Genomic DNA, 21,269 nt, shown 5'->3' with positions numbered 1-21,269 from the left:
GTAGTTCCATGTCGCAAATCACGCCCCGATTAATCGGTCCGTACAACGCCAGCGCTGTTCCTGTCACCGTAACGATTCTGTAACTATCGATTTCGGTTGGGGAAACTCCCTGGTGGATCCAAAGCGGCTGTTGTTATTTGTTGCGTCCATCGCTTTATGCAGATGTCGTGCCGACTTGGTGTGGGGAGAATGCAACAAGCGTGCTCAAAATTAACAACGGTTCATGAAATTTTCACAAATTCCGCCGGCGCAGCTCGAAAGTGCCCGTAAATACAGGCCGGCCCCCATCTGGCGGTGTGCCGGGCCGCAGTCCGGTTGCAAACTAAAAAGCTGCCTTGCAAGTCAAGGTGTTACCGCCCACTGTTCAAGTTGAGTCATTTGTGTGTGTCGATGCGTAGTGGTGTACTCGTTTGCGGCCTCATTTTGGTGCGAAAAGTAGCGATGTGTTACCGCCCCTGTGCAGCCTGATCAATTCCTGAGCTATAAGGGTGCAGCCAGAGGGCGTGCAGCATGCTTGCGCAGACGAAGCAGGGTATCCTTGCGGCATTGACCCGCACGCCGGGGCCCTTTCGTTGGTGGAGGTTTTCAGTGTTTGAGATGGATTCGCGTTTGCAGCAGGACTCTTTGATTCTTGGGGATTTTCCGCTGTGCCGTCTGCTGCTTAGCAAGGATGCCAATTACCCTTGGTTCATCCTGGTGCCCAAGCGTGCCGGCGTGAGCGAACTGTTCGACCTGAGCCAGGACGATCAGGCGCAGCTGTGGAAAGAAACAACCTGCCTGGCCGAAGCGCTCAAGGGCGAGTTCGCGGCGGATAAGATGAACGTTGCCACGCTGGGGAATGTGGTCGGCCAGCTGCACATGCACGTGATTGTCCGTCGCCATGGGGATGCCGCCTGGCCGGCGCCGGTCTGGGGCAAGGTGCCCCCTGTCGAATACGGGCCGGGGCAGGTCGATGCCATTCGCCAGCGCCTGCGCGCCCTGCTCAATGATGCATATGAGGAGGCCTGACATGTCGCCGGAATCGCGCATTGTCGAACTGGAAACCCGTCAGGCGTTTCAGGACGATACCATTCAAGAGTTGAACGACGTGGTGGTCGAGCAGGGGCGGGTGATTCAGCGTCTGCAGTTGCAGATGGCCGAGTTGATCAAGCGTTACGAGGAAATGGTCGGCCAGTATGGCAGTGAGGGTGAGGAAGCGCCGCCACCTCATTACTGATTGGTGCCAGCCCTGGGCTTGCCCCAGGGCTGCAAAGGGTCAGCGGCGGGTTACCGCGACCACATCTTCGGCCTGCAGGCCCTTGTCGCGGTGCATTACCGAAAACTCCACGCGCTGGCCTTCGACCAGGATGCGATGGCCTTCGCCGCGAATGGCGCGAAAGTGGACGAAGATATCGTCACCCGAATCGCGGGAAATGAATCCAAAGCCTTTAGAGGTGTTGAACCACTTCACAGTGCCGGTATCGCGCATGCCGGTCTCCAGCGGCGCGCCCTGGCTTGGTCGGTTTTTTCTGGGGCTGCGGGCCAAGCCTGCGGCCAGGTGCAGAATGACGGCGAGGCCTGCGCAGACCAATGCCGCCAGGTTGCCCATTTCGGGGCGGGCCAGCAAGGTCAGGGTTTGCAGGACCACGGCCACCACCAGCAGGGCGCAGGCCAGGTGCTGCAATTGCTGGCGGGCGCCGCGGTAGTACAGCGGCACGACAGGTGCCAGCAGCAGGTTGAGCAGGCCGAGCAGGGCCAGGTAGACCGCGTCCGGTTGCTGCAGGAAGGGTGTTGCGTCGTATTTCAGGCTGGGTATGGGCGATAGCAGCAAAGCTGCAGCGCCCGTCAACAGATGGACGATCTTGAACATGGGTTGGCTCGCAATTGATAAGGCCGATCACAGGAAGAGCTGGCGACACGGTGCGCATGAGGTGTAGGGCGCGAACACATGTTGGGCCAGCCTATGCACCCGGCAATGACAGCACGCACGGGTGGCACGGTGCCTATTTAACAGCAAACGCGGGGCCTTCTCAAACCGCAGGTGGCTGTCGGCGATGAGTTGCCCTGCGTCATGGGCGCGTGGCGCCAAGTATTGATACAGTGTGTGGGGCCCGCTTGATCATCATCAAGCCATATGAAAAAGGGGAACTTCATGGCAATCGATATCGGTATCAGTGAAGAAGATCGCAAGTCCATCGTCGAAGGGCTGTCCCGCCTGTTGTCGGATACCTATGTGTTGTATCTGAAAACCCACAACTTTCACTGGAACGTCACCGGTCCTTCGTTCCGTACCCTGCACCTGATGTTCGAAGAGCAATACAACGAACTGGCGCTGGCGGTCGATTCCATCGCCGAGCGGATTCGCGCCCTGGGCTTCCCCGCGCCGGGTTCCTATGCTTTTTATGCGCGGCATTCGTCCATCAAGGAAGAGGAAGGGGTGCCCGCAGCGGACGAGATGATCCATCAGCTTGTCCAGGGGCAGGAGGCGGTCGTGCGTACCGCCCGCAGTATTTTTCCGGTAGTGGACAAGGTCAGTGACGAGCCGACTGCAGACCTGCTGACCCAGCGTATGCAGGTACACGAGAAAACTGCCTGGATGCTGCGAGTGCTGCTTGACGGTAAATGATCGGTCGCTTGTATAAATAGCGGCCTGCCAAGCCCGGTCGAGTGACGCTCACCGGGCTTTTCCGTTTGTGCGGGAAGGCTTTGCCGCTGCTTTGCGTCCGGCTGTACGCGCTTCATTGAGCCTCTGGTTCCTGCGCCCGTGCCTGTCTTGCGGTGCAGGGAAAAATACCTGTGGCGAGGATGTGGGCGCATGATGCAAGCGAGCAAGCGTGTAGTAGGCAAAGGGCGCTGCCTGGGCAAGCAGTGCATTGATCCGTTCAAGGCGGATTTCGACATGATGCAGATTCAGCCGGTATCGCGCTCGGTCCGGCTCAACGGTTTTTCCACCTGTTTGCGCCTGGAAGCGGTCTATTGGTGCATCCTCGAGCGCATCGCCGAGGCCAATGAGTGCTCCGTCAGTGCCGTGCTTTCCTATGTGGATCGGGAGGTGCACCTGCGCCAGGGTGGGGTGCGCAACTTCAGCGGCCTGATCCGGGTGATCTGTGTTGCCTGGCTGCAGGAGCCGCCCAGTGTGCGCTGATCGCCAGGCGGGCTGCGCAGTGCCTGTTAACCATATATAATCCCGCTTTTTGCTGCCCCGGGCAGCCTGCGTAATGGTTGACGAGAGACACCCATGCCCCTTTATGACTATCAATGTGCATCCTGCGATCACCGGATGGAAGCGTTGCAGAAGATCAGCGCAGCGCCGCTGACCGACTGTCCGGCCTGCCAGGCGCCGGCATTGAAGAAGCTGTTGTCGGTCCCTGGCTTTCGCCTGAGCGGTAGCGGCTGGTACGAAACCGACTTCAAGACCGGGGCGAAAAAGAATCTGGCAGGCGGCGACAAGGCCGACTGAGTTGAATTGCAGTAGCCGGGTCTTGCAGTATTAGCCCCCTGGGGCGGCCAAGGCCTCCATCGAATACACGAATCACGAGAAGCGAAACCACCATCATGATGCGCAGCCATTATTGCGGCCAACTGAACGAGAGCCTGGACGGCCAGGAAGTCACCCTTTGCGGCTGGGTCCATCGTCGCCGCGACCACGGCGGGGTGATCTTCCTCGACATCCGTGACCGCGAGGGCATGGCCCAGGTCGTCTTCGATCCCGATCGCGCCGAAACCTTCGCAGCGGCCGACCGCGTGCGCAGCGAGTACGTGGTGCAGATCACCGGCAAGGTGCGCAAGCGCCCAGACGGTGCGGTGAACGCCAACATGGCTTCCGGTGCCATCGAAATTCTCGGTTACCAGCTGAACGTGCTCAACGAAGCGGAAACCCCGCCGTTCCCGCTGAACGAGTACTCTGACGTCGGCGAGGAAACCCGCCTGCGCTACCGCTTCATCGACCTGCGTCGCCCGGAAATGGCCGACAAGCTGCGCCTGCGTTCGCGCATCACCAGCAGCATCCGTCGCTTCCTGGACGAGAACGGCTTCCTCGACGTCGAAACGCCGATCCTCACCCGTGCCACGCCAGAAGGCGCGCGCGACTACCTGGTGCCCAGCCGTACCCACGCCGGTAGCTTCTTCGCCCTGCCGCAGTCGCCTCAGCTGTTCAAGCAGCTGCTGATGGTCGCCGGCTTCGACCGCTACTACCAGATCGCCAAATGCTTCCGTGACGAAGACCTGCGTGCTGACCGTCAGCCGGAGTTCACCCAGATCGACATCGAGACCAGCTTCCTCGATGAGTCCGAGATCATGGGCCTGACCGAAAGCATGATCCGCAAGCTGTTCAAGGAAGTCCTGGACCTGGAATTCGGCGAATTCCCGCACATGACCTTCGAAGAAGCCATGCGCCGCTACGGTTCCGACAAGCCAGACCTGCGTAACCCGCTGGAACTGGTAGACGTTGCCGACCAGCTCAAAGATGTCGACTTCAAGGTCTTCGCAGGCCCGGCTAACGATCCGAAGTGCCGCGTTACCGCGCTGCGCCTGCCAGGTGGCGCCAGCATGCCGCGCAGCAAGATCGACGAGTACACCAAGTTCGTCGGCATCTACGGCGCCCGCGGCCTGGCTTACATCAAGGTCAACGAGCGCGCCAAGGGCGTTGAAGGCCTGCAGTCGCCGATCGTCAAGAACATCCCTGAAGCCAACCTCAACGTGATCCTCGATCGCGTAGGTGCGGTAGACGGCGACATCGTGTTCTTCGGTGCTGACAAGTTCAAAGTCGTCAGCGAGGCCCTGGGCGCGCTGCGTATCCGTCTGGGCCACGACTTCGAGCTGCTGACCTGCGAGTGGGCGCCGATGTGGGTCGTCGACTTCCCGATGTTCGAAGAGAACGAAGACGGCAGCTTCACTGCCCTGCACCACCCGTTCACCGCGCCCAAGTGCACCCCCGAAGAGCTCGAGGCCAACCCGGCCACCGCGCTGTCGCGTGCCTACGACATGGTTCTGAACGGCACCGAGCTGGGTGGCGGTTCGATCCGTATCCACCGCAAAGAGATGCAACAGGCGGTGTTCCGCCTGCTGGGTATCGAAGCGGCAGAACAGGAAGAGAAGTTCGGCTTCCTGCTCGACGCCTTGAAGTTCGGCGCACCGCCTCACGGTGGCCTGGCCTTCGGCCTGGACCGCCTGGTCATGCTGATGACCGGCGCCCAGTCGATCCGTGAAGTGATTGCCTTCCCGAAAACCCAGAGCGCCGCGTGCGTCATGACTCAGGCTCCGGGCTTGGTCGATGCCAAGGCCTTGCGCGAGCTGCATATCCGCCTGCGCGAACAGACCAAGGTCGAGTAAGCGGGCCCCGGGCGCATCCAGATGGATGCGCCTTTGCGTTTCGGCGCAGGTATTTGTCGTTTCGCCCCTCTCGGGGCGCAATTGTTTGTGTTTCAAGAGTTTGGAGTCGTTATGGCTGGTCATTCCAAGTGGGCGAACATCAAGCACCGCAAAGAGCGCCAGGATGCCAAGAGAGGCAAGATCTTCACCAAGTGGATCCGTGAGCTGACCGTCGCTGCCAAGCAAGGTGGTGGCGATCCGGCCTCCAATCCGCGCTTGCGCCTGGCGCTGGACAAGGCCCTGGGTGCCAACATGAGCCGCGATATCATCGATCGCGCCGTGGCCCGAGGTGCCGGCACCAACGAAAGCGATAACGTTGAAGAGCTGAGTTACGAGGGCTACGGCCCGGGCGGCGTGGCGATCATGGTCGAGGCCATGACCGACAACCGCAACCGTACCGCAGCCGCCGTGCGGCATGCCTTCACCAAGTGTGGCGGCAACCTCGGTACCGATGGCTCGGTGGCCTACCTGTTCGAGCGCAAGGGGCAGATCAGCTTCGCCCCGGGTGTGGACGAAGATGCCCTGATGGAAGCCGCCATGGAAGCCGACGCCGACGATGTCGTGGCCAACGAAGACGGTTCGTTCGAGGTGTTCACCTCGTTCAACAGCTTCTATGCCGTGCGTAATGCCCTGGAGGAGGCCGGCTTCAAGGCTGCGGATGCGGAAATCGTCATGCAGCCGACCACCAGTGCCGAGCTGGATCAGGAGGGGGCGGAGAAAGTGCTCAAGCTGATCGACATGCTCGAAGACCTGGATGACGTGCAGAACGTCTATTCCAATGCGCAGATTTCCGACGAGATCATGGAAAAACTCGGCTAAGGTGTCGCCAGCAAGGTTGTAATTGGGGCCGCTGCGCGGCCCATCGCCGGCAAGCCGGCTCCCACAGGTAAGCGCACCCGCCGAGAGTTGCGCTGTGCCTGCGGGAGCCGGCTTGCCGGCGATGGGTTGCGCAGCGGCCCCAATAGCCTTGAATTGAGCTCAGGCTTTCAAGCATCCCCCCTACACGACAGGCGTTATGACTCTGATTCTTGGTATCGACCCCGGCTCGCGCATCACCGGTTATGGCGTTGTGCGCCAGACTGCCCGTGGTTGCGAGTACGTGGCGTCGGGTTGTATCCGTACCGGCAGCGGCGAGCTGCACGAGCGCTTGCAGATCGTTTTTCGCGGTGTCAGTGAAATCATTGCCCAGCATGGCCCTGTGACCATGGGCATCGAGCGCGTGTTCATGGCGCGCAACCCCGACTCGGCGCTCAAGCTCGGCCAGGCTCGCGGCGCGGCCATCGTCGCCGCCGCCGAGGCCGGCCTGGAAATCGCCGAATACAGTGCGACTCAGGTCAAGCAGGCCGTGGCCGGCACCGGTGGGGCTAACAAGGAGCAGGTGATGCTGATGGTCATGCACCTGCTCAAGCTGACCCAGAAGCCACAGATCGATGCCTCTGATGCCCTGGCGATTGCCTTGTGCCATGCCCATACCCGTTCCAGCCTGGTGCCGCACGGCCTGGCCACGGCGCGGCGGCGCGGTGGGCGCTTGCGTCTGTAGCTGCTTCATGAGCTGATACACATTTTGTCCGGGTGGCACGTTCACCCGACGTATTTGCTGATAGGGTTGAGCGGTCTTTGATCGGCTCCCCGAGAGGAAGGATCGAAACGTGATTGGACGTTTGCGCGGCACCCTGGCGGAAAAGCAACCGCCGCACCTGATTATCGACGTCAACGGCGTGGGTTATGAGCTTGAAGTGCCCATGACCACCCTGTACCGCCTGCCGAAAGTTGGCGAAACGGTAACCGTGCATACCCATCTGGTGGTTCGCGAAGATGCCCACCTGCTGTATGGCTTCCATGAGAAGCGCGAGCGCGAGCTGTTCCGCGAGCTTATCCGCCTCAATGGCGTGGGCCCGAAGCTGGCGCTGGCCTTGATGTCGAGCCTTGAGGCCGACGAATTGGTGCGTTGCGTACAGGCGCAGGACACATCGGCGCTGGTGCGTGTGCCTGGCGTCGGCAAGAAGACTGCCGAGCGCCTGCTGGTCGAGCTCAAGGACCGCTTCAAGGCCTGGGAAACCTCGCCCGCCATGTTCACGCTTGTATCGGATGGTCCGGTACCGGTCAGCAGCGCCTCCACCGCCGAGGCCGATGCCGTCAGTGCCTTGATTTCCCTGGGCTACAAGCCGCAGGAAGCCAGCAAGGCAGTATCCGCGATCAAGGACAAGGCGGGCCTTGGCAGTGAGGAGCTGATCCGTCGCAGCCTCAAAGGGATGATTACCAAGTGATCGAAGCCGACCGCCTGATTGCCGCCAGTGGCCGCGACCGCGAAGAAGTCCAGGACCGTGCCATCCGCCCGCTGCGCCTGGACGAATACATCGGCCAGCCGGTGGTGCGCGAGCAGATGGCGCTGTTCATCCAGGCTGCGCGGGGGCGCAATGAATCGCTCGACCACACCCTGATCTTCGGCCCGCCAGGGTTGGGTAAAACCACCCTGGCCAATATCATCGCCCAGGAAATGGGCGTATCGGTCAAGAGTACCTCGGGGCCGATTCTCGAGCGCCCGGGCGACCTGGCAGCCATGCTGACCAACCTCGAACCGCATGACGTGCTGTTCATCGACGAGATTCACCGGTTGTCACCGGTTGTCGAGGAGGTGCTGTACCCGGCCATGGAGGACTTCCAGCTCGACATCATGATTGGCGAAGGCCCGGCTGCCCGCTCGATCAAGCTCGACCTGCCGCCCTTCACCCTGGTGGGGGCCACAACCCGCGCCGGTATGCTCACCAACCCGCTGCGCGACCGCTTCGGTATCGTCCAGCGCCTTGAGTTCTACAGCGACAAGGACCTGGCGACCATCGTCAGCCGGTCGGCCAACATTCTGGGGCTGGTCATCGAGGACCAGGGGGCTTACGAAATCGCCCGCCGTGCCCGCGGCACGCCGCGTATCGCCAACCGCTTGCTGCGCCGCGTGCGTGACTACGCCGAGGTGCGCGGCAAAGGGCAGATCACCAAGGCAGTGGCTGATTTGGCGCTCAACCTGCTGGACGTCGATGAGCGTGGTTTCGACCATTCCGACCGCCGCCTGCTGCTGACCATGATCGAGAAGTTCGATGGTGGCCCGGTGGGGGTGGATAACCTGGCGGCAGCGATCAGCGAGGAGCGTCATACCATCGAGGATGTGCTCGAACCCTACCTGATTCAGCAGGGCTATATCATGCGTACGCCCCGTGGTCGTGTGGTCACTCGGCACGCCTACCTGCACTTTGGCCTGAATGTTCCCGGGCGCCTGGGTGAGGGGGCAGATTTTTCCGAAGCAGGCGATGAATGACAGATCGAAACCCGCTTTTCGTGGTCCTACCGCTGGCATGCCTCAGGTGCGCTGGCAATACGACATTAATGAAGAAAAAACAGTTGCCGCAGCGGATTGGCAAGCTGAGGAGTAAGCACTAGAGTATGCGCGCGCAAAATGGCCTGGAACCTTTCGCACACCGTTGTCGCGTCTATTACGAAGATACCGATGCCGGTGGCGTGGTGTATTACGTCAACTACCTGAAATTCATGGAGCGCGCGCGGACCGAGCGCCTGCGGCACCTGGGGTTTTCCCAGCAGCAACTGGCCGGGGAGAACCTGTTGTTCGTGGTCCACTCGAGCGAAGCGCGCTATCACGCGCCGGCGCGCCTGGACGATGAACTTCGGGTGACCGCGCAAGTACTTGAACTCAATCGCGCCAGCCTGCGTTTCGTGCAGCAGGTCTGGCGGGAAAAGGATGAAACGCTGCTCTGCGAAGGGCAGTTCCTGGTGGCCGCCGTACGCGCCGACACTTTCAAACCCCGAGCCATACCCCCCAAGCTGCGCGACGCCTTTGTGGCGGACGGCTCGGGTACTCAATCGAATGCAGGAGAATAAGCGTGGAAGCTAACGTCGTCGACCATACCTCCATGTGGAGTCTGGTCAGCAATGCCAGCGTGGTGGTACAGCTGGTAATGCTGACCCTGGTGGCCGCCTCGGTCACCTCATGGATCATGATCTTCCAGCGCAGCACCATGCTGCGCGCCGGTCGTCGTGCGCTGGATGCCTTCGAGGAACGCTTCTGGTCGGGTATCGACCTGTCCAAGCTGTACCGTCAGGCAGGCAGCAACCCGGACCCGGATTCGGGCGTGGAGCAGGTCTTCCGGGCCGGTTTCAAGGAGTTCTCGCGTCTGCGCCAGCAGCCGGGTGTGGACCCCGACGCGGTCATGGAAGGCGTTGGCCGGGCCATGCGCGTAGCCATCTCGCGTGAGGAAGAAAAACTCGAGCAGAGCCTGCCGTTCCTCGCCACCGTCGGTTCGACCAGCCCGTACATCGGCCTGTTCGGTACCGTGTGGGGCATCATGAACTCCTTCCGCGGCCTGGCCAGCGCCCAGCAGGCGACCCTGGCCACCGTGGCCCCGGGTATCGCCGAAGCGCTGATCGCCACCGCCATCGGCCTGTTCGCGGCAATCCCGGCGGTTATCGCCTACAACCGTTTCGCCGCGCGCAGCGAAGTGCTGATCGGTCGTTACTACACCTTCGCCGACGAGTTCCAGGCGATCCTGCACCGCAAAGTGCACACCAGCGAAGAGTAATCAGGTACAAACCCATGGCCCGAGTTCGCCACAAACGCAAGCCGGTCGCCGAGATGAACGTGGTGCCCTACATCGACGTGATGCTGGTGCTGCTGGTCATCTTCATGGTGACCGCTCCCATGCTCAATCAGGGCGTGAAGGTCGACCTGCCCAAGGTTTCCAGCGAAGCCTTGCCGCAGGACAACAATGTCCAGATCCTCACCATCTCCATCAAGGCCGACAAGACCTATTACTGGAACCTGGGCAGCGAAGTCGACACCGACAAGCAGATGGACAAGGCCATGACCTTGCCCGAAATGACCGGTGCAGTGACCAAGATCATTGCCGCCGGTCGCGACCAGGGCAAGCAGACCCAGGTCTTCATTCGTGGCGACAAGGCTGTCGACTACGGCGCGGTCATGGGTGCCATGGGCGGGTTGCAGAAGGCCGGTGTCGGTAACGTTGGCCTGATTACCGAGGCGCCCTGATGCAACAGCGAGAGCCATCCGCCTCGGAAAGCTACTTCTGGCCCAGTGTCTGGGCCATCGGCCTGCATGTGCTTGTGTTCGCATTGCTGTTCGTCAGTTTTGCCATGACGCCAGAATTGCCGCCTTCCAAGCCGATCGTTCAGGCTACGCTGTATCAGCTCAAGTCCAAGAGTCAGGCGACCACCCAGACCAATCAGAAGATTGCCGGGGAAGCGAAAAAAACCGCGTCGCGTCAGACCGAAGTCGAGCAGCTGGAACAGAAGAAGGTCGAGCAGGAGGCCGTAAAGGCTGCGGAACAAAAGAAAGCCGATGCCGCTCAAAAGGCCGAGGAGGCTCGCGAAGCCGCCGAGGCGAAGAAGGCAGAAGACGCTGCCAAGGCCGCCGAGGCCAAGAAAGCCGCTGAAGCCAAGAAGGCCGACGAGGCGAAGAAAGCCGCTGAAAAGCAGCAGGCCGACATTGCCAAGAAAAAGGCTGAGGAAGAGGCCAAGAAGCAGGCGGCCGAAGAGGCCAAGAAACAAGCCGCCGAGGATGCCAAGAAGAAGGCAGCCGAGGAGGCCAAGAAGAAAGCGGCCGAGGACGCCAAGAAGAAAGCGGCGGCCGAGGACGCGAAAAAGAAGGCAGCTGAAGAGGCCAAGAAAAAGGCCGCTGCAGATGCCCAGAAGAAAAAGGCACAGGAGGCGGCCCGCAAGGCGGCAGAAGACAAGAAAGCCCAGGCCCTGGCCGAGCTGTTGTCCGATACCACCGAGCGGCAGCAGGCGCTGGCCGACGAGCAGGGTGACCAGGTGGCCGGCGACTTCGACGACCTGATCCGCATGCGCGCGGCCGAAGGCTGGGCGCGTCCCCCTTCTGCGCGCAAGGGCATGACGGTAGTCCTGCAGATCAACATGCTGCCCGATGGCACCATCACCAGTGTCAGCGTGTCGCGCTCCAGTGGCGACGGTCCGTTCGACAGTTCTGCGGTGGCAGCAGTGAAGAACATCGGTCGTCTGACCGAAATGCAGGGCTTGAAGCCGAACGAGTTCAATCCGTACCGTTCGTTCAAGATGACATTTACACCTGAGGATCTAGCGTTGTGATTAAACTCCTTCGAGGACTGCTGGTCATGCTGTGCTGCGTGGCAGGCATGGCCATGGCAGAGGAAAAGAACATCCTGGTCACCAGCGGCAGCGATCGGGCCACGCCCATCGCGGTAGTGCCGTTCGGTCTGCAGGGTGGCAGTGTGCTGCCGGAAGACATGGCCGATATCATCGGCAATGACCTGCGCAACTCTGGCTACTACGCGCCCATCCCACGGCAGAACATGATCAGCCAGCCTACCCAGGCCAGCGAAGTGATCTTCCGTGACTGGAAAGCCCTGGGCGCCCAGTACGTGATGGTCGGCAGCATCGTGCCGTCGGGCGCTCGCCTGCAGGTGCAGTACGCACTGTTCAACGTCGCCACCGAGCAGCAAGTGCTGACCGGCAGCGTTGCCGGCAGCGTCGACCAGTTGCGCGACATGTCGCACTACATCGCCGACCAGTCGTTCGAGAAGCTCACCGGCATCAAGGGTGCGTTTTCCACCCGCATGCTGTACGTGACCGCCGAGCGCTTCTCGACCAACAACACCCGCTACACCCTGCAGCGTTCGGACTACGACGGTGCGCGTGCAGTGACCTTGCTGCAGTCGCGTGAGCCTATCCTGTCGCCGCGTTTCGCGCCGGATGGCAAGCGTATCGCCTATGTCTCGTTCGAGCAGAAGCGGCCGCGCATTTTCATCCAGCACATCGACACCGGCCGCCGCGAACAGGTCACCAACTTCGAAGGCCTCAATGGTGCTCCGGCCTGGTCGCCGGATGGTTCGCGCCTGGCATTCGTGCTGTCCAAGGACGGTAACCCGGACATCTACGTGATGAATGTGGCTTCGCGCCAGATCAGCCGTGTCACTGCCGGCCCGGGTATCAATACCGAGCCGTTCTGGGGCAAGGATGGCAACACCCTGTACTTCACCTCCGACCGTGGCGGCAAGCCGCAGATCTACAAACAGTCGGTCAGTGGTGGTAGCGCCGAGCGTGTGACGTTCGTAGGTAACTACAACGCCAACCCGAAACTTTCGGCGGACGAAAAGACGCTGGTAATGATCCATCGTCAGCAGGGTTTCACCAACTTCAAAGTGGCGGCACAGGACTTGCAAAGAGGAAGTGTAAAGATTCTCTCGGAAACAAGTCTTGATGAGTCTCCCACTGTTGCGCCAAACGGCACCATGCTAATCTACGCCACCCGCCAGCAGGGCCGGGGAGTCTTGATGCTCGTGTCGCTTAATGGCCGCGTGAGGCTCCCACTTCCTACCGCTCAAGGCGAAGTCAGAGAACCGTCCTGGTCCCCTTACCTGAACTGATTGCGGCGTAATACGTTTTGCTTAACACACTGGGGTTTCATTAGGAGTTTCACGATGGAAATGCTGAAGTTTGGTAAATTTGCTGCGCTGGCTCTGGCCATGGCTGTAGCTGTAGGTTGCTCCTCGAAGGGCGGTGACAACGCTGGCGAAGGCGCTGTTGACCCTAACGCTGGCTACGGTGCCAACACTGGCGCTGTTGACGGTTCCCTGAGCGAAGAAGCCGCCCTGCGCGCAATCACCACCTTCTACTTCGAATACGACAGCTCGGACCTGAAGCCAGAAGCCATGCGCGCTCTGGACGTTCACGCCAAGGACCTGAAGTCCAACGGCAGCCGTGTTGTTCTGGAAGGCAACACCGACGAGCGCGGTACTCGCGAGTACAACATGGCTCTGGGCGAGCGTCGTGCCAAAGCCGTTCAGCGCTACCTGGTTCTGCAGGGTGTTTCCCCTGCTCAGCTGGAACTGGTCTCCTACGGCGAAGAGCGTCCAGTTGCCACCGGCAACGACGAGCAGTCCTGGGCTCAGAACCGCCGCGTAGAACTGCGTAAGTAAGTTCTTATGCGTATGTGCCGTCGTGCTGTAACCGTCCTCGCACTCAGCCTTCCGCTTTCGGCGTGGGCTGCGGTTCCTGTAGTAGATGACAACGCAGGTGCTTACCCACCTTCGGGTTATGGCACGAGCGGCGCCTATGCCGGGGCAGGGGCTTCGACCCCTGCCTCAGCACAGGGCCAGCTGTTCATGCAGCTGCAACAGATGCAGGACCAGATATCCCGCCAGCAAGGCATCATCGAAGAGCTGCAAAACGATGTCGCCCGCATGAAGCAGGAAAGCCTGGAGCGTTACCAGGATCTGGATCGCCGCATCAACAGTGGTGGCGCGCCTGCCGCGACCCCCGATAATTCCTCCACCGGTGGTGCACCCGATGCCGCCGCCGGTGCAGCAGCAGGCGCCGCTGGCGCTGCTGCACAGCAACCGGCCGCCAACAGCGAGCCGGCTGATCCTGCGAAAGAGAAGCTCTATTACGATGCGGCTTTCGACCTGATCAAGCAGAAGGACTTCGACAAGGCCAGCCAGGCGTTCGGCGCCTTCCTGCGCAAGTACCCGAACAGCCAGTACGCAGGCAATGCCCAGTACTGGCTGGGTGAGGTGAACCTGGCCAAGGGTGACCTGCAAAGTGCCAGCCAGGCTTTTGCCCAGGTCAGCCAGAAGTACCCCAAGCACAGCAAGGTACCGGACTCCCTGTACAAGCTGGCCGACGTCGAGCGCCGCATGGGCCATACCGACAAGGTCAAGGGCATCCTGCAGCAAGTCATCACCCAGTACCCCGGCACATCCGCCGCTCAGCTGGCGCAGCGTGACCTGCAGAAGCTCTAAGTAGCACCGTTCAAAAGAAACCCGCGCCAGGCGCGGGTTTTTTCGTTAGAATCATTGCCCTTTTTCTTAAACACGCTGCTGCGGATAACGCCATGTCGAGTCCGCGACAGTGCCTGACGGAGGCGGACAGCCTGTTTAGCTGTCACGCCCGTGGCGATCATGCAAGACACATTACGTATCACCGAAGTCTTTTACTCTTTGCAGGGTGAAACACGCACGGCTGGGCTGCCCACGGTATTCGTGCGCCTCACCGGTTGCCCCCTGCGCTGCCAATACTGCGACAGTGCCTACGCCTTCAGTGGCGGTACTGTGCGTAGCCTGGATTCGATCATGGAACAGGTGGCCGGCTTCAAGCCACGCTATGTGTGCGTGACTGGCGGCGAGCCACTGGCCCAGCCGAATGCCTTGCCACTGTTGCAGCGCCTGTGCGATGCCGGCTATGAGGTTTCGCTCGAAACCAGTGGTGCCCTGGATATCTCGGCTACCGATATTCGCGTCAGCCGCGTGGTCGACCTCAAGACCCCGGGCTCTGAAGAGTCCCACCGCAACCTCTACGAGAACATTGAGCACTTGACCGGCAATGATCAGGTCAAGTTCGTCATCTGTTCACGCGAGGACTATGACTGGGCGGTTTCCAAGCTGATTCAGTACAACCTTGCCGAGCGCGCCGGTGAAGTGCTGTTTTCGCCAAGCCATCACCAGGTGAAGGCCAGTGACCTGGCCGACTGGATCGTTGCCGACAACTTGCCTGTGCGTTTCCAGCTGCAGCTGCACAAGCTGCTGTGGAACGACGAGCCCGGACGTTGATTAGGAGCAAAAGTACATGACTGAGAAACGAGCAGTAATCCTGCTGTCCGGCGGCCTCGACTCGGCCACTGTCGTCGCCATGGCCAAGGCCGAAGGCTACAGTTGCTACACCATGAGCTTCGACTATGGGCAGCGCCATCGTGCTGAATTGAACGCTGCTGCGCGGGTCGCTCGTGACCTGGGCGTCGTGGAGCACAAGGTCATCGGCTTGAACCTTGATGGCATCGGGGGGTCGGCACTGACCGACAGCAGCATCGATGTGCCGGAAACCTTGGGCGAGGGTATTCCGGTGACCTATGTGCCGGCACGCAATACCGTATTCCTGTCGTTGGCTCTGGGCTGGGCAGAAGTGCTGCAGGCGCGCGACATCTTCATCGGCGTCAATGCCGTGGACTACTCGGGCTACCCCGATTGCCGCCCTGAGTTCGTCGAAGCGTTCGAACGCATGGCCAACCTCGCGACCAAGGCCGGTGTCGAGGGGCAGGGCTTCCGGATCCAAGCGCCACTGCAGAACATGAGCAAGGCGCAGATCGTACAGGCCGGTATGGCCCGTGGCGTGGACTACAGCCTGACGGTCTCCTGCTACCAGGCCGACGATGAGGGCCGCGCCTGTGGCAAGTGCGACAGCTGCCGCCTGCGCGCCGACGGCTTCAAGGCCGCCGGGGTAGACGACCCAACCCGTTATTTTTGAAAAAAGTTTTGATGGGGTGTTGATTTCCCGTTAGAAATCAGTATTATACGCGCCATCCAACGGGTCGTTAGCTCAGTTGGTAGAGCAGTTGGCTTTTAACCAATTGGTCGTAGGTTCGAATCCTACACGACCCACCATATTCACAGCGGTTCGTGAGTGCTAGAGAGGGGGGCTTGCCACAGCCATGTCTAGTCTTGCAGCCGTCTGGAGCGAACCTTAGGCTCGCTTCACCGTGATGTCAATATGAAATAGCCCGCATCCTGCACTGGTTTGCGGGCTTTTTCGTTGGTCCAGCCAGCGGAAGCACCTGCCTTCACTCCTGTCCGACCTGCACCTAGTGCTCAAAGAAAAAAATCTGGAAAAACAGCTTCGTAGCTGAGGCAGATTATCGTTTTTCGGCCACGGCAAGTCCTGCCGATTCCGGCATGCTTTAAATAAACTGCAGTTATAGCTGAGGTGTCAGCTCCACCTATACGACCCGACGGCGTTGACCGATGGCGCTATGTCTATCAGGGCGGCAGGGTCGAAAGCGTCTTCTGAGAGACTGCATGGGGGTATGCCAAGGTCAGCCCATAGAGTGCCAGGTCCATCCCATCCCAGTTCGTGTGAGAGCCCCGTGGTAGGTGCGGAAATTTGCTCCAGCGGGTACTTCTTAGGGCGCTTCTGCTTTGGTAGCGCGGCGAGTAATTCGTAGGCGCTAGGTGACTCCAGTTCCAGTAGGCTGAGAATTTCCGTGGGAGTAGTTTCTCTGGAAGTAGTTTCGATATCCGCAAGGGTGTGCTGCGCTTGAGCCTTTTCTTGTGGAAGTGCTTTTGGCTGGGGGAGTTCAGGCCGAGCAGGATCCTCTCGGCGTTCGAGTCTAATAGCTCCTTGATGAAGGCTTCGCTCGTCTAGTACAGCTCGCATATGTTCGTAATCGACTTCGATATAACTCAACGTCGTCGCAATGTTCGAGTGATTAAGCAGTGCCTTCGTCAGGTGAATATTGCGTTCTGGTTGCCGCATCAAATCGGTAGCCAGCGTGTGTCGAAATCTATGCGGCGTCATCCGAATGCCGAACGCATGGGTGAGCTTTTTGAACATGTCCTCAATTTGATGAATGTTCATCGTTTTGGACCTGTAGTGGATCGAAAAACGATTCACATTAAATAGCTGGTCTTCATCCCTGAATCCCACTTTCTTGGCGGCAGTAACGATTCTTTCTATATGTGGTTCAAGCCCCTTCATGATGGGAATACAGAATCCTCTGTGAGTTTTTTCTGTTTCTGCATTCACATAAATGAGTTTTCTGGTCCAGTCGATATCACGTAGTCTGATACACAGCAGCGCGTTCAAGCGTATGCCTGTGTAGTAAAAGATCTCGAACGTGGCTAGCCAAAACCACGCTGGCGTGATCCTAGCGCGCGCCCCAGTGGTCTCCTCCTCGGCTACGAGGCTGTTGAGCCATAGTCGTGCGCTCTTGATGGCATCGCCTTCAATGATCTTACTCGGCCGCTTTGGTGGAATTACTGTGGTTTTCTTAAATGGGTTAGCAAGGGAGTCTGGGAGTATTCCATACTCCACCCCATAACCCCACATCGTGCGCAGGTGATTTGAGTATGTATTCCAGCTACGCTTTGACAGTCCTCCTTCGATGACTTTGTTTCGCCAGGCGAGAATGGAACGCCTATCAATCGACTCGACCTCTACACTTTTGCCAAAATTTTTTTCCAGTGACTTAATCGCAGCGCCGTATGTCTTCGCGCTAGCCTGTCTTAAATCATGGTCGGCCAAGTACTCCTGAAGCAGATTTTGGGGGGTCATTTAGCAGTCCCTTCCGTCACCCTTCGCAAACTAGGGTTGTTCATGGGCTGCTCTGAAAATACTAATTTCGGATCTTTGAGAACGTAGCCTCTCAATTGGGAGGTTTTTCTCGGGCCTATCACATCGTAGGTCCAGATGTTCAGCTGGTTAGTAGTTTTTTCGTGGATCTTTTCTTTTTCAAAAGCGCGCTGTACATATTGCCATGCTGCTGTGGCAGATTTTCCGATGCCTTTCTCAATCTCTGGATGCTCAAGTACATATCGCTTGAAAATCCCAGGGGTGACTAGCATTGCAGTGTCATCGACAGTGTGTACTAAGGCTTTGGTATCGTTGATGATCAATTTGTGAGAGGCAACACCTGCTTTTACCCAAGCGACGAAAGCCCCTCCTAGCGTATTACTGGTTGGCATTGTGGTGACATCTTTCCTTGCAGCAATCCGTGCTGTGGCTGCTAGAGAATCCTCAGCCGTTTCATCCTCCTCTACTCCTTTGTCGAGAGGTAAATCGGCTGCTGAGCCATAGCTAGCACTTGGCTCGACTGATGGCCCAGTGATATCACTATACAGCGACAGCAGTTCTTCGTGCTCAACTGATTGGAGCTCAGCGGATGGAGCTGGCTGCATCAGCTGTCGGGGTTGGGACAGTGGTCGAGGAGCTTGGTCCAAACCTTCGATTGGCTCATCCGGTACTGCGCAGACGGTTTCTTCACTGATTCCTTTCTGTGGGATTTGTCCCGGCTCCTGATCCAGGGTGAGAGTGCCTGCGTACTGAAGAGGTCGATCATCCGGATTTGGCCATACGAGTGCCGGCGAGACTTTCAGGAAAGTGAAGCTGTTCTTCCAGCCGCGGCCGTTGTCGATGGTGGCTTTCCAGATAGCTTTATCTTGGGCATTGGTTTGGATGATTGCCTGGTCCTGCAGCATGTTGAAGAAAGGGGCGTTTGAGGTTGGTACTCCCTCGATACCCTGGGCCAGCATGTACGCCCGGAGTTGGTCCGCTGCAGGTTTACTTACCAACCAAAGAGCATCCTGTGTCAGCCACCCATCTGCCGGCCCGTCGGGGTGGTTTAGCTTCAGCTTCTCGCGAACCAGGAGGCGCAAGCCATCGGCCAGTTGGCGCTGCAGCGATTGTTTGGGGGCCGCGATCGCGCGCTCAGGGTTTCCACCCAGTTGCTGAGCGACGGACGCTTTATCCGCCTGAACAACAATCTCAGCAAGTATGCCGGCGTGCTCGTTCTGCCCGGCCAGGAGGTAGATGAGTTGCTTCCACAGTTCAGGGAACCCGCTGAGCCAGTCCAGTATTCCGCTGTCCAGGACCTGGGTGTACACGAGGGCTGAGGCAGCTCCATGAAGCTGGTATTCGCGGCGTTTCACATATTGGAACCGGTAAGGCCGAGTGATCGGCCCATGCCACGGATGCCAGAGCTGGCCACCCTCCAGCTCTACTCGCACATCAACAGCAATCTTCCCGAGGTCGTGCAGAAGGGCGCCATAAGCCGCAGCAGCCGTCCAGGCTTCGGCCTGGGCTGACTGTGACTCAGGAGGGGCGCCTACAGGTAGCAGGTGTGTCTGCCGGATCTTTAGGGCGTAAGCCATGATCTCCAGGCCATGGTCCAGCAGCCCACCAAGATGAGCATGGTGGTGGTTTTCAGAGGCAGGGAGCAGCTGCACCAGCTCAGCGTAGCGCTCGAGCGGCTTGAGGTAGAGGGTGTTGAACTGAGCTCGCGAGAGCGAAGCCCGGCGCCAGATGTTCTCCAGCAACTGCTGACGGAGCGGGCTTTGCAATAGAGCTGCGGCGTTCTTCGGCAGGTGGAAGCCTTGCGTTGAGGCTTCTGGCGTTGGTTTGGCCGAGCGCCGGCCTAACCAGGATAGGAGGTGCATACAGTGCTCCATGGGGTGTGCATGGAGCGGGCTTTTCTCTTAATGCCAAGATGGCATCAACGGTAAAGCAGATTTCAGGGGTTACGGATTTCGTGGCAAATTGCCATCTTCAGGATCCTGGTTCTGAGATCGTCCAGCCTGAACTCTTGTTGTTGCTCGGTGCTGGAGGGGCGAGCTTCAGCTCTTGCTTATACTGCTCAAGGCTCAAGCTGCCAATGAGCTTCCCTGTGTTTGAGACCCCCAAGACAGTTAGCATACTCTCGGCGGAAACATGGGTTGCATTCTTTTTCCCACCACTGCCACGTGCATCAGGTTTTCTGTAACTTTGCAGTTTCCTCAGGTAAAGCATGAACTCTGAGTGTGTTACCCCTGTAGACATAATGTCAGTTATGACGGGGTGTTTCTTCTTGGGGTCGAAATACTTTTGGTTCTCAAGGAGTAGCTTCTCATCCTCGGTTACGACTCCGTAAACAATCCAGTGATGATTATAGATGTCCAGCTCTGCAGCTGCTGCATCATAATCTTTGAAAATAGTTTTTTCTGCGTCGATTTCAGAGGCGTCTTTCTTGAATTCAACAAGGACTAGTTTGCTGTCCTTTCCGAAAATCCCATCTCCCGACGATCTTTCGTGTCGGCCTGCGATTGGTGCTGCGAAATCCAGCATTTTATTTTCAGAGAGTTTGATTACAAAAGCGTATTCGACAGTTTTTTCCCACCAAGTTGCTTTCATCTAAAGCTCCTGATTTTTCCTTTTCTCGGACTACGTCCGCCCTTTCGGATAAGGCTTTTACCCTTGTGGTCCATTCCATTATCCATTGAAAGCCATTTGCTTCTGGCCCATTTACCCTTTATTGCTGATGCAGGTAATTCAACTGATGAGCTACCTCCATCGCGTCATGTAGAACTCGAAGGATCTCAACGATCTGGTCTGCACCGGTGCGGTAGAACACGATATGACGGGGCCTGATCATGCGCCCGTCAGTCATCTCCAAGAAGTTAAATGCCAGGTGCAGACTGCGAACACCTGGCGAAAGGTCGTCCCGTGATGTGCTCTCGTTGAGTTCTGGATCATCGACAAGGGATTGGAACGTCGCCTGGAGCAGGTCCTGATACCGACTCCTGACGGCATCTCCGAGCCTCGACTCGGTAAAGCGAAGGGTGTCGGCAATATCGATCTGTGCCTGAGCTGCAATGCGTACCACGGGCCTATTCATACTTGCTTGCCCGCAGGTCTTCCTAGGGTTTGGAGATAGGCAGCAAGATTAACCGGATCGACCTCCTCATATTGACCTGCCTCGACCTGCATCATTGCCACGGATGTTGCGTTCCGTAGTGCTTCAAGCCTGGCTGACTCAGCTGCTTCATGCTCGAGCAGCATCCGAATCCCCGCGCGGATGACCTCGCTGAAATTCTGGTAACGACCAGTGCTGACGAGATCATCAATCAACTGCTCCATAGGCTTAGGAACGACGACGTTATGGGTTGCCATGCTGAGATCCTGATGAATGGGCATGGCGTTTTATGCCATGCCGCTTGCGAAAAGGCCAAAGGTACCGTATATCTGATATCAAGATGCTCTCATGGAGCGAGGAGATAGACCATGCCTAACGCGACTAAAACCTCGATAGCCTTCCGCGTCGGCCAAGCGTTTGGAGGCCTGGCCCGGTTCTGGTTGCACGATCAAAATCCAACGTTGCGTTGGGTGAAGCGTGCAGCTGTTGCAGTGGTCCTCGCATTGCTGGCATACAACTCTTTCAGCTGGATAGTTTCAGTCATGCTTACTGTCCTAGCCCTCGGGCTGGGCGTTGTCATGCTCTCTAAGATGGATATCTCGCAGACATCATCTCAGGACCGAGATGCTCCTTTTGGTCGCGACGCATTCGGTGCGCCTCTCGATTCATGGGGTGAGCGCCGAGATGGGTTTGACAGAGACTAGAA

Annotated in this window: 26 protein-coding genes and 1 tRNA gene; 21 read left to right on the top strand and 6 right to left on the bottom strand. The window is 58.6% G+C overall.

The annotated features are described in order from the left end of the window. Positions 1-588 precede the first annotated feature (588 nt). Both NGJ21_RS03605 and NGJ21_RS03600 read left to right on the top strand, forming a co-directional pair. Positions 589-1,008, top strand: a complete 420-nt coding sequence (locus tag NGJ21_RS03605; RefSeq protein WP_046787973.1) for an HIT family protein — start codon at positions 589-591, stop codon at positions 1,006-1,008. 1 nt (position 1,009) lies between these two features. Next, positions 1,010-1,216, top strand: a complete 207-nt coding sequence (locus NGJ21_RS03600) for a SlyX family protein (RefSeq protein ID WP_039602955.1) — start codon at positions 1,010-1,012, stop codon at positions 1,214-1,216. 39 nt (positions 1,217-1,255) lie between these two features. On the opposite strand, the gene NGJ21_RS25865 is transcribed toward NGJ21_RS03600, so the two are convergent. Further along, positions 1,256-1,849 carry a cold-shock protein gene (locus tag NGJ21_RS25865; protein WP_286010427.1) on the bottom strand — a complete coding sequence of 198 codons (594 nt, stop codon included), beginning with the start codon at positions 1,847-1,849 and terminating at the stop codon, positions 1,256-1,258. Positions 1,850-2,131: 282 nt separating this feature from the next. Between NGJ21_RS25865 and NGJ21_RS03590 the strand changes: the two genes are divergently transcribed. The 18 genes from NGJ21_RS03590 to NGJ21_RS03505 all read left to right on the top strand — a co-directional run bounded on the left by NGJ21_RS03590 (position 2,132) and on the right by NGJ21_RS03505 (position 15,785). Further along, positions 2,132-2,605, top strand: coding sequence for a Dps family protein (locus tag NGJ21_RS03590; protein WP_012315825.1), 474 nt, complete (start codon positions 2,132-2,134; stop codon positions 2,603-2,605). A gap of 189 nt (positions 2,606-2,794) precedes the next feature. Beyond that, a complete protein-coding gene (locus NGJ21_RS03585) occupies positions 2,795-3,124 on the top strand; it encodes a ribbon-helix-helix domain-containing protein (RefSeq protein WP_251961855.1) in 330 nt (109 codons plus the stop codon). Between the two features lie 93 nt (positions 3,125-3,217). Further along, the gene (locus tag NGJ21_RS03580) at positions 3,218-3,439 is read left to right on the top strand and encodes an FmdB family zinc ribbon protein (RefSeq protein ID WP_046787975.1); all 222 of its coding nucleotides are present in this window, start codon (positions 3,218-3,220) and stop codon (positions 3,437-3,439) included. Between the two features lie 95 nt (positions 3,440-3,534). Then, positions 3,535-5,310 (top strand): aspartate--tRNA ligase, encoded by a 1,776-nt coding sequence (aspS, locus tag NGJ21_RS03575; protein WP_012315822.1) that lies wholly within the window; start codon positions 3,535-3,537, stop codon positions 5,308-5,310. Positions 5,311-5,421: 111 nt separating this feature from the next. After that, on the top strand, positions 5,422-6,168 hold the full coding sequence (locus NGJ21_RS03570; protein WP_012315821.1) for a YebC/PmpR family DNA-binding transcriptional regulator: 747 nt from the start codon (positions 5,422-5,424) through the stop codon (positions 6,166-6,168). A gap of 196 nt (positions 6,169-6,364) precedes the next feature. Further along, the gene (gene ruvC / locus NGJ21_RS03565) at positions 6,365-6,889 is read left to right on the top strand and encodes a crossover junction endodeoxyribonuclease RuvC (RefSeq protein ID WP_012315820.1); all 525 of its coding nucleotides are present in this window, start codon (positions 6,365-6,367) and stop codon (positions 6,887-6,889) included. Positions 6,890-6,998: 109 nt separating this feature from the next. Continuing rightward, complete coding sequence (gene ruvA / locus NGJ21_RS03560; RefSeq protein ID WP_161872650.1) at positions 6,999-7,616, top strand: Holliday junction branch migration protein RuvA; 618 nt, start codon at positions 6,999-7,001, stop codon at positions 7,614-7,616. Beyond that, positions 7,613-8,659, top strand: a complete 1,047-nt coding sequence (ruvB, locus tag NGJ21_RS03555) for a Holliday junction branch migration DNA helicase RuvB (protein ID WP_012315818.1) — start codon at positions 7,613-7,615, stop codon at positions 8,657-8,659. The genes ruvA and ruvB overlap by 4 nt, the downstream gene beginning before the upstream one ends. Before the next feature lie 125 nt (positions 8,660-8,784). Further along, positions 8,785-9,237 carry a tol-pal system-associated acyl-CoA thioesterase gene (ybgC, locus tag NGJ21_RS03550; RefSeq protein ID WP_012315817.1) on the top strand — a complete coding sequence of 151 codons (453 nt, stop codon included), beginning with the start codon at positions 8,785-8,787 and terminating at the stop codon, positions 9,235-9,237. Positions 9,238-9,239: 2 nt separating this feature from the next. Further along, positions 9,240-9,935, top strand: a complete 696-nt coding sequence (tolQ, locus tag NGJ21_RS03545) for a protein TolQ (RefSeq protein WP_010952367.1) — start codon at positions 9,240-9,242, stop codon at positions 9,933-9,935. 14 nt (positions 9,936-9,949) lie between these two features. Then, entirely contained in the window at positions 9,950-10,402 is a 453-nt protein-coding gene (tolR, locus tag NGJ21_RS03540) for a protein TolR (protein ID WP_039603824.1), read from the top strand. After that, complete coding sequence (gene tolA, locus NGJ21_RS03535) at positions 10,402-11,478, top strand: cell envelope integrity protein TolA (protein WP_012315815.1); 1,077 nt, start codon at positions 10,402-10,404, stop codon at positions 11,476-11,478. Before tolR ends, tolA begins: the two co-directional genes overlap by 1 nt. 26 nt (positions 11,479-11,504) lie before the next feature. Continuing rightward, a complete protein-coding gene (gene tolB / locus NGJ21_RS03530; protein ID WP_046787978.1) occupies positions 11,505-12,776 on the top strand; it encodes a Tol-Pal system beta propeller repeat protein TolB in 1,272 nt (423 codons plus the stop codon). A gap of 54 nt (positions 12,777-12,830) precedes the next feature. Further along, on the top strand, positions 12,831-13,328 hold the full coding sequence (gene pal / locus NGJ21_RS03525; RefSeq protein WP_115274062.1) for a peptidoglycan-associated lipoprotein Pal: 498 nt from the start codon (positions 12,831-12,833) through the stop codon (positions 13,326-13,328). Between the two features lie 6 nt (positions 13,329-13,334). Further along, on the top strand, positions 13,335-14,150 hold the full coding sequence (gene ybgF, locus NGJ21_RS03520; protein ID WP_046787979.1) for a tol-pal system protein YbgF: 816 nt from the start codon (positions 13,335-13,337) through the stop codon (positions 14,148-14,150). 159 nt (positions 14,151-14,309) lie between these two features. Continuing rightward, entirely contained in the window at positions 14,310-14,957 is a 648-nt protein-coding gene (queE, locus tag NGJ21_RS03515) for a 7-carboxy-7-deazaguanine synthase QueE (protein ID WP_046788079.1), read from the top strand. Between the two features lie 16 nt (positions 14,958-14,973). Further along, entirely contained in the window at positions 14,974-15,648 is a 675-nt protein-coding gene (queC, locus tag NGJ21_RS03510; RefSeq protein ID WP_251961854.1) for a 7-cyano-7-deazaguanine synthase QueC, read from the top strand. A gap of 61 nt (positions 15,649-15,709) precedes the next feature. Beyond that, positions 15,710-15,785: transfer RNA gene (locus NGJ21_RS03505), tRNA-Lys, on the top strand. Between the two features lie 322 nt (positions 15,786-16,107). On the opposite strand, the gene NGJ21_RS03500 is transcribed toward NGJ21_RS03505, so the two are convergent. The 5 genes from NGJ21_RS03500 to NGJ21_RS03480 form a co-directional block, all read right to left on the bottom strand. Next, positions 16,108-17,451, bottom strand: a complete 1,344-nt coding sequence (locus NGJ21_RS03500; RefSeq protein WP_251961853.1) for a site-specific integrase — start codon at positions 17,449-17,451, stop codon at positions 16,108-16,110. Further along, positions 17,448-19,331, bottom strand: coding sequence for a MobH family relaxase (gene mobH, locus NGJ21_RS03495; protein ID WP_251961852.1), 1,884 nt, complete (start codon positions 19,329-19,331; stop codon positions 17,448-17,450). The genes NGJ21_RS03500 and mobH overlap by 4 nt, the downstream gene beginning before the upstream one ends. Positions 19,332-19,440: 109 nt before the next feature. Continuing rightward, a complete protein-coding gene (locus NGJ21_RS03490; RefSeq protein ID WP_251961851.1) occupies positions 19,441-20,061 on the bottom strand; it encodes a hypothetical protein in 621 nt (206 codons plus the stop codon). A 118-nt stretch (positions 20,062-20,179) separates the two neighbouring features. Beyond that, on the bottom strand, positions 20,180-20,533 hold the full coding sequence (locus tag NGJ21_RS03485; RefSeq protein WP_251961850.1) for a type II toxin-antitoxin system RelE/ParE family toxin: 354 nt from the start codon (positions 20,531-20,533) through the stop codon (positions 20,180-20,182). An 8-nt stretch (positions 20,534-20,541) separates the two neighbouring features. Next, positions 20,542-20,820 (bottom strand): type II toxin-antitoxin system ParD family antitoxin, encoded by a 279-nt coding sequence (locus tag NGJ21_RS03480; RefSeq protein WP_251961849.1) that lies wholly within the window; start codon positions 20,818-20,820, stop codon positions 20,542-20,544. Between the two features lie 111 nt (positions 20,821-20,931). On the opposite strand from NGJ21_RS03480, the gene NGJ21_RS03475 reads away from it, so the two are divergent. Next, the gene (locus tag NGJ21_RS03475) at positions 20,932-21,267 is read left to right on the top strand and encodes a hypothetical protein (RefSeq protein ID WP_251961848.1); all 336 of its coding nucleotides are present in this window, start codon (positions 20,932-20,934) and stop codon (positions 21,265-21,267) included. Positions 21,268-21,269 lie beyond the last annotated feature (2 nt).

The organism is Pseudomonas sp. Marseille-Q5299 (assembly GCF_943737035.1).
In the GTDB taxonomy this organism is placed as follows: domain Bacteria; phylum Pseudomonadota; class Gammaproteobacteria; order Pseudomonadales; family Pseudomonadaceae; genus Aquipseudomonas; species Aquipseudomonas putida_E.
This window is presented reverse-complemented; position numbering and strand designations above follow the sequence as displayed.